The organism is Streptomyces sp. NL15-2K, from assembly GCF_030551255.1.
Taxonomy (GTDB): domain Bacteria; phylum Actinomycetota; class Actinomycetes; order Streptomycetales; family Streptomycetaceae; genus Streptomyces.
In genome coordinates, this window is record NZ_CP130630.1 from 8,618,136 (window position 1) to 8,631,861 (window position 13,726).

The 13,726-nt window shown below is 71.2% G+C and carries 8 protein-coding genes; 6 read left to right on the forward strand and 2 right to left on the reverse strand.

The annotated features are described in order from the left end of the window. Positions 1-14 precede the first annotated feature (14 nt). From dapF to hflX, 4 genes are all read left to right on the forward strand, one after another. Positions 15-884, forward strand: coding sequence for a diaminopimelate epimerase (dapF, locus tag Q4V64_RS38760; RefSeq protein ID WP_124438755.1), 870 nt, complete (start codon positions 15-17; stop codon positions 882-884). A gap of 208 nt (positions 885-1,092) precedes the next feature. Beyond that, the gene (locus tag Q4V64_RS38765; protein ID WP_124438754.1) at positions 1,093-3,303 is read left to right on the forward strand and encodes an HD domain-containing protein; all 2,211 of its coding nucleotides are present in this window, start codon (positions 1,093-1,095) and stop codon (positions 3,301-3,303) included. A gap of 89 nt (positions 3,304-3,392) precedes the next feature. Continuing rightward, a complete protein-coding gene (locus Q4V64_RS38770; protein WP_303713973.1) occupies positions 3,393-4,901 on the forward strand; it encodes a M1 family metallopeptidase in 1,509 nt (502 codons plus the stop codon). A gap of 182 nt (positions 4,902-5,083) precedes the next feature. Next, positions 5,084-6,577 (forward strand): GTPase HflX, encoded by a 1,494-nt coding sequence (hflX, locus tag Q4V64_RS38775; protein ID WP_124438752.1) that lies wholly within the window; start codon positions 5,084-5,086, stop codon positions 6,575-6,577. 67 nt (positions 6,578-6,644) lie between these two features. Here hflX and Q4V64_RS38780 read toward each other — a convergent pair whose 3' ends face one another. Together Q4V64_RS38780 and Q4V64_RS38785 are read right to left on the reverse strand one after the other, a co-directional pair. Continuing rightward, a complete protein-coding gene (locus Q4V64_RS38780) occupies positions 6,645-7,847 on the reverse strand; it encodes a hypothetical protein (protein WP_124438751.1) in 1,203 nt (400 codons plus the stop codon). 146 nt (positions 7,848-7,993) lie between these two features. Then, the gene (locus tag Q4V64_RS38785) at positions 7,994-9,217 is read right to left on the reverse strand and encodes a hypothetical protein (protein ID WP_124438750.1); all 1,224 of its coding nucleotides are present in this window, start codon (positions 9,215-9,217) and stop codon (positions 7,994-7,996) included. Positions 9,218-9,769: 552 nt separating this feature from the next. Between Q4V64_RS38785 and Q4V64_RS38790 the strand changes: the two genes are divergently transcribed. Then, positions 9,770-11,320, forward strand: a complete 1,551-nt coding sequence (locus Q4V64_RS38790) for a diaminobutyrate--2-oxoglutarate transaminase family protein (protein ID WP_124438811.1) — start codon at positions 9,770-9,772, stop codon at positions 11,318-11,320. Between the two features lie 475 nt (positions 11,321-11,795). Beyond that, positions 11,796-13,715 (forward strand): IucA/IucC family protein, encoded by a 1,920-nt coding sequence (locus tag Q4V64_RS38795; protein WP_253266844.1) that lies wholly within the window; start codon positions 11,796-11,798, stop codon positions 13,713-13,715. Positions 13,716-13,726 lie beyond the last annotated feature (11 nt).

Genomic DNA, 13,726 nt, shown 5'->3' on the forward strand with positions numbered 1-13,726 from the left:
CGTACGATCGAGGCATGAGCACGCGGATCGCCTTCCTCAAGGGTCACGGCACCGAGAACGACTTCGTGATCGTCCCGGACCCCGAGAACACCGTCGACCTGCCCCCGGCCGCCGTCGCCGCCCTGTGCGACCGCCGCGCGGGCATCGGCGGTGACGGCCTGCTGCACGTGGTGCGGTCCGCAGCGCACCCCGAGGCCAGGGACATGGCGGCCGAGGCGGAGTGGTTCATGGACTATCGCAACGGCGACGGCTCGATCGCGGAGATGTGCGGCAACGGCGTGCGGGTGTTCGCGCGCTACCTCCAGCGCGCCGGGCACGCCGGTGAGGGCGACCTCGCGGTCGCCACGCGCGCGGGCGTGAAGACCGTGCACATCGCCAAGGAGGGTGACATCACCGTCGGCATGGGCAGGGCGCTGCTCCCCGATGGGGACGTCACGGTGAGTGTCGGCGAGCGCAGCTGGCCCGCGCGGAACGTGAACATGGGCAACCCGCACGCGGTGGCCTTCGTGGACGATCTCGCGGACGCGGGCAACCTGTACTCCCCGCCGCCGTTCAGCCCGGCCTCCGCATACCCGGAGGGGGTCAACGTCGAGTTCGTCGTCGACCGCGGCCCCCGGCACGTCGCCCTGCGCGTGCACGAGCGCGGCGCCGGCGAGACCCGCTCGTGCGGCACGGGCGCGTGTGCCGTCGCCGTGGCCGCCGCCCGCCGGGACGGCGCCGATCCGGCCGTCACCGGTGCGCCGGCGACGTACACCGTCGACCTGCCCGGCGGCACCCTGTTGATCACCGAGCGGCCCGACGGCGAGATCGAGATGACCGGCCCCGCGGTGATCGTCGCCGAGGGCGAGATCGATACGGAGTGGCTGGAAAACGCCGTTCGATGACCGGTCACAGGTCATATGGCCCGAAATCGTCAACCTGTAAGCCTCGCTCGAATGGGTGATCCGTTTCACGCTCGGCGAGAGGCGGTCAGACGGGCGCGGTGGGCTCGGTAGCATCAAGCACCGGCCCGGACGGGGGACCGATGCCATCCCCCGAGCCGTGTCCGCCCTGGGGCACCCCGTCCGCCGGTCGACGCAGCCGGAGGTGCCCATGAGCGCGGAGACCGAGCATCCCCTCTCGCCCGCCCTGAATCCTGTGACCGCGGGCCCGGTGGTGACATCGGACCCGGCGACGTCAGGCCCGGTGACGCCGACAGCGCCCCGCAGGAAGACCCGCTCCCGGCTCGACCTGCGCCGCCTGGGCCGGGCCGCGCTGCTCGGCCCCGCCGCCCGCGACCGGCTGCCCGACGCCATCGGCCACGTGGTCGAGGCCCACCGCGCCCACCACCCCGACGCCGACCTCGAACCGCTGCGCCGCGCCTACGTCCTGGCCGAGTCCTCGCACCGAGGCCAGATGCGCAAGAGCGGCGAGCCGTACATCACGCACCCCCTGGCGGTGACCCTGATCCTCGCCGAACTGGGCGCCGAGACAACGACCCTGACGGCGTCTTTGCTCCACGACACCGTCGAGGACACCGACGTGACGCTCGATCAGGTCGGTGAGCAGTTCGGCGCGGAGGTCCGCTTCCTCGTCGACGGCGTCACGAAACTGGAAAAGGTCGACTACGGCGCCGCCGCCGAGCCCGAGACCTTCCGCAAGATGCTCGTCGCCACCGGCAACGACGTCCGCGTGATGTCGATCAAACTCGCCGACCGGCTGCACAACATGCGCACCCTGGGTGTCATGCGCCCCGAGAAACAGGAGCGCATCGCCAAGGTGACCCGGGACGTCCTCATTCCGCTCGCTGAACGGCTCGGCGTCCAGGCCCTCAAGACCGAACTGGAAGACCTGGTCTTCGCGATCCTGCACCCCGAGGAGTACCGGCACACACGGGAGTTGATCGTCGACAACGCCTCCCGCGCGGATGACCCGCTCGCCGAGACGGCCGACGAGATGCGTACCGTCCTCAGGGACGCCGACATCCCGGCCGAAGTCCTCATCCGCCCCCGGCACTTCGTCTCCGTGCACCGCGTGGCCCGCAAACGCGGCCGGCTGCGGGGTGCCGACTTCGGCCGCCTGCTGGTGCTGGTCAACGAGGACGCCGACTGCTACGGCGTGCTGGGCGAACTGCACACCTGTATGAAGCCCGTCGTGTCGGAGTTCAAGGACTTCATCGCCGTCCCCAAGTTCAACCTGTACCAGTCGCTGCACACCGCCGTGGCCCGCGCGGACGGCCAGGTCGTCGAAGTCCTGATCCGCACCCACCAGATGCACAAGGTCGCGGAGGCCGGTGTCGTCGCGCTCGGCAATCCCTACGCTCCTTCTTCGGAGGAGCGGACCGAGGCCGCCGCCGACGGCGAACGCGCCGACCCCACCCGCCCCGGCTGGCTCTCCCGCCTGCTCGACTGGCAGGAGGCCGCGTCCGACCCCGACACCTTCTGGTCCACGCTCCGCGAGGACCTCGCCCAGGACCGCGAGATCACCGTCTTCCGGCCCGACGGCGGCACACTCGGCCTGCCGGACGGCGCGACCTGCGTGGACGCCGCGTACGCGCAGTACGGCGAGGACGCGCACGCCTGCATCGGCGCCCGCGTCAACGGCCGCCTGGCGACCCTGAGCACGGTCCTGAGGGACGGCGACACCGTCCAGCTCCTCATGGGTCAGGACCCCGCCTCCGAGCCCTCCAGGGAGTGGCTGGAGCACGCCCACACACCCGCCGCCCGGATCGCCATCCAGCGGTGGCTCGCCACCCATCCGTCGCACGACGACACCCGGCAGGAAGCGGAACGGGCCGAGGCCCCCAGGCCCTTTTCCGACGGGCCCGCCTTCGACGGATCCGTAGCCGACGACCCGGCCACCCGCCCGGCCGACGCCAACGCCATCGTCGACCAGCCCGGCGCGACCGTACGACTGGCCGGCTGCTGTACCCCCGTACCGCCCGACGAGGTGATCGGCTTCGCCGTCCGCGGGGGAGCGGTGACCGTCCACCGCACGGAGTGCGCGGCGGTGGCGCGCATGAAGAGCGCGGGGCGCGCGGAGGTCGGCGTGCGCTGGGGCGACACCACCGGGTGCCGCGTCACGCTGTTCGCCGAATCGTTCGGCCGCCCCCACCTCCTCGCGGACCTCACCGAGGCCATGGCCCTCGAAGGCGCCGAGATCGTCTCCGCCATCGTCGAACCCCCGAGCCAGCAACGCGTCCGCCACACGTACACGCTCCAACTCCCCGACGCGGCCCACCTGCCCGCCCTCATGCGGGCCATGCGCAACGTGCCGGGCGTGTACGACGTGAGCCGGGCGCAGCCGCAGACGCCGGGGACCTGAGGGGCCGTTGGTCCGTCCGCAGACCCGTTCGAGTGGGCGGGGCGCGCGTCGTCGCCGTACGGCACGCGCGCGCTGGTAGCCGTGGGTCCATGCTGCTCACCCCCCGCACCAGGACCCCCCGACCTCTGAAAGCGGCCTCGCTGCTCGCCTCGGCCGCCTCCGTCTGCCTCGTCGCCGCGAGCGCCCCCGCCACCCCGCTGGGCGTCGGCGACCGCCTCTTCCCGTACCTGGGCAATCCCGGGTACGACGTGGCGTCGTACGACCTCTCCTTCACCTATCCCGGCACCAACAGCAAGCCCCTCCAGGCGGTCACCACCATCAACGCCTGGACGACGACCTCGCTGAACAGCGTCAACCTCGACTTCGCGCGCGGCGAGGTCCAGTCGGTCAAGGTCGACGGCGAGCCCGCGTCCTTCGCGAGCGCCGGGGAGGACCTGGTGGTCAGACCCAGGAAGCCGCTGCCCAAGGGCAGCTGGATTCGGATCACCGTCCGGCACACCAGTGACCCCGCTTCGGCCGGGGGCCGGGAGGGCGGCTGGGTGCGGACCGCGGACGGCCTCGCCATGGCCAACCAGGCCGACGCCGGCCACCTCGTGTTCCCGTCCAACGACCACCCCTCCGACAAGGCGCTGTACACCATCAGAGTCACCGCGCCCGACGGCTACACCGCCGTCGCCAATGGCCTGCCCACCCACGTGACCCGGGCCGGCCGGGCGACCACCTGGACGTACCGGACCCGGCACCCCATGGCCACCGAGCTCGCCCAGGTGTCCATCGGCCGCTCCACCGTGCTGCGCCGCACCGGTCCGCACGGCCTGCCCGTACGGGACGTCGTGCCCACGAAGGACCGCGCCCAGCTCGAGCCGTGGCTGAAGAAGACCCCCGACCAGATCGCCTGGATGGAGAAGAAGGTCGGGCCGTACCCCTTCGAGACGTACGGCATGCTCGTGGCCGAGGCCGACACCGGCTTCGAACTGGAGACGCAGACCCTCTCGCTCTTCGAGAAGGACCTGTTCACCGACCCCGCCTACGCCAAGTGGCAGGTCGAGTCGATCATGGTGCACGAGCTGGCCCACCAGTGGTTCGGCGACAGCGTCAGCCCGCGCACCTGGTCCGACCTGTGGCTGAACGAGGGGCACGCCTCCTGGTACGAGGCCCTGTACGCGCAGGAGAAGGGGGGCCGGTCCCTGGAAGCGCGGATGAGGGCGGCGTACGGCGCTTCCGACAGCTGGCGCAATGCCGGCGGGCCACCTGCTGTCCCCAAGGCACCCCGACCCGGCCAGAAGATCAGCATCTTCCGGCCGAACGTCTACGACGGTGCCGCGCTCGTCCTGTACGCGCTGCGCCAGGAGATCGGCCGACTGGCCTTCGACCGCCTGGAACGGTCCTGGGTGACCCGTCACCGGGACGGTGTCGCCACGACCGCGGACTTCGTCGCGCTCGCGAAGGAGATCTCCGGACGCGACCTGGACGACTTCTTCAAGGCCTGGCTGTACGGCGCGAAGACCCCGCCGATGCCGGGGCACCCGGACTGGAAGCCGGTGGCCCAGGACAAGGCAGCCAAGGCGGCCCCCCGAAAGGGCCACGCCGCCCCGTGAGAGACCACGGAATAAGACAGTGACGAGACGGGCCGTGCCGTGCGACCATCTTCAGGTCGGCGCGGCACGGGGCACGGGAATCTCCCGCGGGACTCGTGCGTTGTGATCAGTGACGGAACAGCTCAGAAGCTCCGCTTCCGCACTGTCGCCGCCATCGGAATCCCACACGACGTAAGGACCCAATGACCTCCTCTTCATCCCCTTCCCAGGACACTGAGCGTTTCGCGCACGCCTACCCCGAAGGTCTTCGGGCCGATGCCCTGATGGAAGAGGACGTCGCCTGGAGCCACGAGATCGACGGAGACCGGGACGGCGACCAGTTCGACCGCTCCGAGCGCGCGGCTCTGCGCCGCGTCGCGGGCCTCTCCACCGAGCTCGAGGACGTCACCGAGGTCGAGTACCGCCAGCTCCGCCTGGAGCGGGTCGTGCTCGTCGGCGTCTGGACCTCGGGGACAGCGCAGGACGCGGACAACTCCCTCGCGGAGCTAGCCGCCCTCGCCGAGACCGCGGGCGCGCTCGTGCTCGACGGCGTGATCCAGCGCCGCGACAAGCCCGACCCGGCCACCTACATCGGCTCCGGCAAGGCCGACGAGCTGCGGGACATCGTCCTCGAATCGGGCGCGGACACCGTCATCTGCGACGGTGAGCTCAGCCCGGGCCAGCTCATCCACCTCGAAGACGTCGTCAAGGTCAAGGTCATCGACCGTACGGCCCTGATCCTCGACATCTTCGCCCAGCACGCCAAGTCCCGAGAGGGCAAGGCGCAGGTCGCGCTCGCGCAGATGCAGTACATGCTGCCGAGGCTGCGCGGCTGGGGTCAGTCGCTGTCCCGGCAGATGGGCGGCGGCAAGGGCGGCGGCCTCGCCACCCGTGGTCCCGGTGAGACCAAGATCGAGACGGACCGGCGTCGGATCCGCGAGAAGATGGCGAAGATGCGCCGGGAGATCGCGGACCTGAAGACGAGCCGCGAGATCAAGCGCCAGGAGCGCAAGCGCCACAAGGTGCCGTCCGTGGCCATCGCCGGCTACACCAACGCCGGCAAGTCCTCCCTGCTCAACCGCCTCACGGGCGCGGGCGTGCTGGTGGAGAACGCGCTGTTCGCGACCCTCGACCCGACCGTGCGCCGGGCCGAGACCCCGAGCGGACGGCTGTACACGCTGGCCGACACGGTCGGCTTTGTACGACACCTGCCGCACCACCTGGTCGAGGCGTTCCGCTCCACCATGGAAGAGGTCGGCGAGTCCGACCTGATCCTGCACGTGGTGGACGGCTCGCACCCGAACCCGGAGGAGCAGCTGGCCGCCGTGCGCGAGGTGATCAGGGACGTCGGCGCCACCGGCGTGCCCGAGATCGTCGTGATCAACAAGGCGGACGCGGCCGACCCGCTGGTGCTCCAGCGCCTGCTGCGGATCGAGAAGCGCTCCATCGCGGTCTCGGCCCGCAACGGCCAGGGCATCGAAGAGCTCCTCGCGCTCCTCGACCACGAACTGCCCAGGCCGTCGGTCGAGATCGAGGCGCTCGTGCCGTACACCCACGGCAAGCTGATCGCCCGTGCCCATGACGAGGGCGAGGTGATCTCCGCGGAGCACACCCCGGAGGGCACCCTGCTCAAGGCGCGGGTGCACGAGGAACTGGCTGCGGACCTCGCGCCGTACGTTCCGGCGCCGGTCGCGTAGCTGTCGTAAACCAAGGCTGAAGGCCCGCCCCCGCTCGTCGCGGGGGCGGGCCTTCAGCGTATGCGTGTCACTGTCCGCCGTACGTCTTGCTCATTTTCTCGTACAGCACCCGGGCCTGCTGGCCCAGTTGCGGTCCCGCCAGCCAGGTGTTGTCGGTCGGGCCGATCGACGTGTTCGAGACCAGCTTGGTCTCCCCGTCCACGACCCGGAACCAGCCGCCGCCCGACGAACCGCCGGTCATGGTGCAGCCGATGCGGTACATCGTCGGCAGGGCCGGGCTGAGCGAGAACCGGCCGGGTCGGTCGAGGCACTTGAACATCTTCAGGCCGTTGTAGGGCGGCGCGGCCGGGTAGCCCCAGGCGCCCATGGAGCCGATCTCGGTGGCGGAGGGCGCGGAGAAGTCCACGTCCAGCGCCGCTCCGACCGTTTCCTCCAGTGACTTGGAGCCGGACTCGGGCTTCACATGCAGCACGGCGTAGTCGTACGCGGCACCCGCACCGCCCGTCTCCGAGCCGCCCTGGATCCACTCGTTCGAGGTCGAGGCCCAGTCGGCCCACCAGTTGCCGTAAGGAGCGATCTCCGACGGGTTCGCGTTGGTCAGCGCCGCCTCGGACTTGGCGAGGTCGTTGTAGGCCGGGACGAAGACGAGGTTGCGGTACCAGCCACCGCTGCCACCCGCGTGGACGCAGTGGCCGGCCGTCCACACCAGGTTGGACTTGCCCGGGTGGTTCACGTCCTTGACGACCGTGCCGGAGCAGACGGCCGGGCCCTCGGGGGAGTCGAAGAAGACCTTGCCGACCGGGGCCGCGTTCTGGTGGTACGGCGTCTTCTCGGCCGTGGCCTCGACCGGGGCCGGCTCCGGGTCGCTGACGCCCTGGTCGGCGGCGGCGTCCTTCGTCGAGAGGGTCTTGTCGGCCTCCTTGGCGGACTTCATCCGTTCGGGCTTCCACAGGCCCTCGATCACCGGGTTGACGAAGTCCTTGGCCTCACTGAGCCACTTGTCCTTGTCCCAGTCCTTCCAGCCGCCGGCGGTCCACTGGTCGACATCGATGCCGTGTTCCTTGAGCTTGTCGGCGATGCCGGCCGGGATCTGGACCTTGCCCTGGTCGATCGCCTGGGAGGCGGCGGCGCCGGGCTCGCCGCCGGCGGTGTCCTCGCTCGAGCCGCCGCAGGCGGTCGCGGTCAGCGCCAGGGCCGCGAGCAGCCCGGTGGCGGCGAGGAGGGTGCGTCGCCCGTGCCGTGGCGCGGCGGGCGTACGTGTGGAACGCATGGTGCGGGAACCCCCGTTGAATGTCATGTGCTGGTCATGCTTGCGGACGATCACCCACTATGCCCGCGGAGTTGAGGGCGAACGACGGTGACGTGGTGAAGGTTCCTGTGAGACACCCTCACCACCGTCCGGCCCCGCGCCGTCGGCTACTGCCCGGCGAACTTCTCGCTCACCGAGTCGTACACGCCCTTGGCCGCCTCACCCAGTCGCGGACCCGCCAGCCAGCCCGTGCTCACCGGGCCGATCGAGGTGTTGGAGACCAGCGCCGGCTTGCCGTCCGAGCCCGTCGCCACCCATCCGCCGCCGGACGAACCGCCGGTCATCGTGCAGCCGACGCGGTACATCGTCGGGTCCGAGGCGCTGAGCGACAGCCGTCCCGGCTTGTCCTGGCACTGGTACAGCGTCTGGCCGTCGAACGGCGCCGCGGCCGGGTAGCCGGTCGCCGTGATGCTCTCCACCTGCGTCACGGCCGGGGCCTTGAAGTCCACCGGCAGCGCCGAACCGACCATCTCCTCCAGCGACTTGCCGCCGCTGCTCTCCTCCGGTGTCACATGGATGACGGCGAAGTCGTACGATGCTCCGTCACCGCCCGTCGCACCGCCCTGCTCGATCCACTGGTCCGAAGTCTGCGCCCAGTCGCCCCACCAGACGCCGTACGGAGCGACCTCTTCCTTGGCGGCGCCCGCCAACTGCGTCGCTGTCATTCCCTCGTTGTTGTACGACGGCACGAACGCGATGTTGCGGTACCAACCGCCGTTCTTGCCGGCGTGCACACAGTGGCCCGCCGTCCACACGAGGTTGGACTTGCCGGGATGGGCCGGGTCCCGCACGACCGTCGCCGAGCAGACCATCGTCCCCTCGGGGGAGTCGAAGAAGACCTTGCCTGCTTCAGGGGCGTTGGCGTGATACGTAGGCGCAACGGCTTTCGCGTCCACCGGCGCCGGCTCCGGGTCGGTCACCCCCTGGTCACCGGAGAGGTCGCTGTCGTCGACGGCGTTGTCCGGGTCCTCGGCGTCCCGCATCCGGTCCGGGTCCCACAGGCCCTCGATGATGGGGTTGATGTACTCGTCGGCCTCGCGCAGCCAGTCGTCCTTGTCCCAGTTCTTCCAGGCGCCGTTCTTCCACTTGTCGATGTCGATCCCGTGCTCTTTGAGCTTGTCCTTGATGTCGTCCGGGATCGTGATCTTGCCGTCGCCCTCGGACGCGGCGGAGGGGGTGACCTCGCCGCCGGCCTCGGCACCGCCCGAGCCGCAGGCGGTGGCGGTGAGCGCGAGCGCCGAGGCAAGGGCGACGGCGGCCAGCACGGGGGAGGATCCGCGGCGCGCGTTCCTCCCCCGACGAGCGGTGAACGACGGCCGTATGGATCGCATGGTCTGACTCCCCCTGATGTGAACGAGCTGAGCGCTGTGCCGTGCCCCCACGCGCGGTCGGGCTGAACTGGCGCCGACTGCACGGCGCGTGGGAACGGCATCACACACTATGCGCTCGCTGTGGGAGACCACCGACGGAACGGCAACGGTTCCGTCACGACAAGGATCTTGAGGCAACCCGTAACCCGGTGAGTGGTCCGGGGTTGATAGCGGTGGGGGAGTGGTGCGCGCAGCGGTGGGGACTTGGCCTGCTGCCGGTAGTGGTCGGTCGGGTCCCCGGCGCCCAATTCCCCCGAGTTTTCGAGTGATCGCTCGCTGGCGTTCGTATGTCGGGTTGGGGAGCGCGTCGGGGGCGAGGGCGCGAGGGATTGCTTGCCCCTGGACAGGGAGAGGACGGCGAGACACGTGACCGAGACTGGGTCTGGGGGAAGCTCCGAGTCGGCGGTGGTGCGCGAGTCCCTCAGGGCATCCGAAGCCGCAGGGACGCGTCCGGCGGGGGTGCCCCTGGAGGCGGGGACGCACCGGGCCGCCGCGACCGCACCGCCGCGCGAGCTGTCCGGTCCTGCGGAGGTGTCCGCCGGACGTGATTCCGCGGGGGCACGCTTCGTGCACGAGGGGATCCTGCGGCGTCAGTCGGCGCGCGAGTCGGCGGCACGCACCTACGCGCGCGCCCTTCCGATCGTGCCGGTGCGGGCGCGAGGGCTGACGATCGAGGGCGCGGACGGCCGCCGTTACCTGGACTGCCTCTCCGGCGCGGGGACCCTGGCCCTCGGCCACAACCACCCCGTGGTCCTGGAGGCGATCCGCAAGGTCCTTGATTCGGGCGCACCGCTGAACGTCCTCGACCTGGCGACCCCCGTCAAGGACGCCTTCATCACCGAACTGCTCCAGACCCTGCCGCCCGGACTGGCCGACCGCGCGCGGGTGCAGTTCTGCGGACCGGGGGGCACGGACGCGGTGGAGGCCGCGTTCAAGCTCGTGCGCGCCGCGACCGGGCACACCGGCATGCTCGCCTTCACCGGCGCCCACCACGGGATGACCGACATAGCGCTCGAAGCGTCGGGCCTCGCCTGCGACATGCGGGTCATGCGCCTGCCCTATCCGCAGGACTACCGCTGCCCGTTCGGTGTCGGCGGCGCACGCGGTGCCGAACTCGCCGCCGGCTGGACCGAGTCCGTGCTCGACGGCCCCGAGTCGGGGTTCTCTCCGCCCGCCGGGATGATCCTCGAACCGGTCCAGGGCGAGGGCGGAGTGATCCCCGCCCCCGATGACTGGATGCGGCGCATGCGCGAGATCACGGCCGCCCGGTCCATCCCGCTGATCGCCGACGAGGTCCAGACGGGCGTCGGACGCACGGGTGCCTTCTGGGCGGTGGACCACAGCGGAGTCACCCCCGACGTGATGGTCCTGTCCAAGGCCATCGGGGGCAGCCTGCCCCTGGCCGTCGTGGTCTACCGCGACGACCTCGACATCGGGGAACCCGGCACCCACACAGGCACGTTCCGCGGCAACCAGCTCGCCATGGCCGCGGGCACCGCGACCCTGGCCCACGTCCGCGAAAACGGCCTCGCGGAACGAGCGGCGACTCTCGGCTCCCGCATGCTCACCCAACTGCGGGAACTTGCCCGGGAGTTCTCCGTCATCGGAGACGTACGAGGCCGGGGCCTGATGATCGGCGTGGAGTTCGTGGACCCTGAGGGGGGTTCCGAGCCTGTTGAGGGCGGGGCGGGTGCCTTTGGCTCTGGGCCTGTCGATGTCGGCGCCGGAGCTTCGTGGAGCCTCGGCCCAGCTGAAGGCGTCGGGCGGCACGCGGCGGGACCGGGCCTCGCTCCCGGACCTCGGCCTCCAGCCCCCGAACTCGCGGCCGCCGTCCAGCGGGAGTGCCTGCGACGCGGCCTGATCGTCGAGCTCGGCGGCCGACATGCGAGCGTGGTGCGTCTGCTGCCGCCGCTGACGATCACCGACGAGCAGGCTGCCGCAGTGCTGGACCGACTGGCCGACGCGGTGAAGGCGGTGGCCCAGCGCCACGCACGCGGCGACCAGACGCACCAGCAGCGCCACCGGACCAGCAGGCACGGTGCCCGCGCCGAGCGGGCGGGGTAGCCCAGCGGCCACGCCCCCGCGCGTTCCTCCGCCGAGGCCGACGCCGACACCGACGCCGTCCCTCCGCCCTTCACCGACCGACCTGTCCTTGAACACGACTCACCTCCAGCCGAACCGCTCGACTTCCTGAACACCCAGCCCCCACACGACTCGCTGCACTACGACGCCGCCCGCTCCGGCCGCACGAGCCAGAACCCCTCCGAGGAACAGCGCCTTGAACACCACCCCCGCACCCGACGGCCGCGCCCGCCCGGACGGCCGAGCTTCCTCCGGAGAGCAGACCTCCCGGCTCCCAACGCCCGCGCCAGCCACGACACACGCGGCCCGACAGGCCCCCGTGGAACGGGAGAACGACCGCGCGCAGGGAGGCGAGACCGAGACAGGACGCCGGGAACCCCCCACGCTGCGCACGGAAACCCCGGCGCAGCGAAGGTCCCCCGAAGCCGAGCGGCCGCACGGCGCCACCGCCGGCCTCCTGGAGCATCCCGACCCCCATACGGCGGCCGGGGCCGCGGCCGTGGAGAACCTGCTGCGCTGCTGGGCACGCGAAGCCAACCTCCCAGCCCCCGACACCGACGTCCTCCGCATCCCCCTCCCCGCCAGCGGCACGGCCCTGCTCGCCCCGGTCCACTACTGGTCCCCGACGGGCTGGCACCGCTTCGGCCTCCCGTACCTCGCCGACACCCCCGAGCAGGCCCCACCGATCGACGCCGTCACCCTCGCCGCCCTGCTCGCCAGGGAGACGCTCGGCACCGGCTCCGCGACCTCATCGACCGCCGGCGCCGCCTCTGGGACTGGCACTGCTGCCCTCTCCAGCACCGCCTTCGCCATCGACAGCGATGCCCCGGCGCCCGAGGCCGGGACTCATGTCCCCCCGACCGACACCCCCGCCCAGCAACCCAGTGCAGTCGCCCAGGTCGCCGACGGCGCCGACCTCGTCGCACGCGTGGCCGACTCGGTCCGGCGAACCGTCACTTTCATCAGCGACCGTCGGGCACGCCCTACGGACACACGCGACCTCTTCCTCGCCGCCGAACAGGCGCTCGTCCTGGGGCACCCTCTGCACCCGTCCCCGAAGAGCCGTGAGGGTCTCTCCGAGGCCGAAACGCAGCCGTACTCGCCCGAGTTGCGCGGCTCCTTCCCCCTGCACTGGATGGCCGTCGCCCCCTCCGTACTCGCCACCGACTCGGCCTGGACCGAACGCGGCCGCCCAGTCTCCGCAGCCCAACTCACCGCACGCCTCGCCGGCACCGCACTGCCGCTGCCCGACGGCCACACGGCCCTGCCGCTGCACCCGTGGCAACTGCGCGAGGTCCGGCATCGCCCCGAAGCCGCGGCCCTGCTCGACGCAGGACTGCTCCAGGACCTCGGCTCGCACGGTTCCCCGTGGCACCCCACCTCCTCCGTTCGTACCGTCCACCAATCCGGCGCTCCCGCCATGCTCAAGCTGTCACTGGGCCTGCGCATCACCAACTCCCGTCGTGAGAACCTCCGCAAGGAACTCCACCGCGGCATCGAGGTCCACCGGCTGCTGCGCAGCGGCCTGGCCAAGCAATGGCAGGCGGCCCACCCGGCGTTCGACATCGTCCGCGACCCTGCCTGGATCGCGGTCGACGGGCCGGACGGCAGCCCGGTGCCCGGACTCGACGTGATGATCCGGCACAACCCCTTCAGCCCCTCGGACGACGTCTCGTGCATCGCCGGACTCGTCTCGCCCCGACCACTCGCCAGACCAGGCGGCGTCGCGGGCGGTCGGGACGCTGACCGACGGCCCATGCGGTCCCGGCTGGCGGAGCTCGTCACACACCTCGTCGCCCGGACCGGCCGTCCCCGAGGAGCCGTGGCAGCGGAGTGGCTCCTGCGCTACCTCGAGCAGGTCGTCCGCCCGGTGCTGTGGCTGGACGCGGAGGCGGGAATCGCCCTGGAGGCTCACCAGCAGAACACCCTGCTCCGGCTGGATGGCGACGGCTGGCCCGCCGGCGGCCGCTACCGCGACAACCAGGGCTACTACTTCCGCGAGTCCCGGCGCGCGGAACTCGACGCCCGGCTGCCAGGCATCGGCGAGCACAGCGACACCTTCGTCTGCGACGAGGTCACCGACGAGCGCTTCGCGTACTACCTCGCCATCAACAACGTTCTCGGCCTCATCGGCGCTTTCGGCTCCCAGGGCCTGGCCGACGAACGGCTGTTGCTCGCCGCCTTCCGCCGCTTCCTCGACGACGTGGCCTCCGGCCCCGCGAGGCTGCGCACCACGCTGCCCGCCCGTCTGCTCGACTCTCCCGTCCTGCGGTGCAAGGCCAACCTGCTGACCCGCCTGCACGGCCTCGACGAACTCGTGGGCCCCGTGGACACCCAGTCCGTCTACGTCACCATCGCCAACCCCCTTCATCTCTGAGGACCATGCCC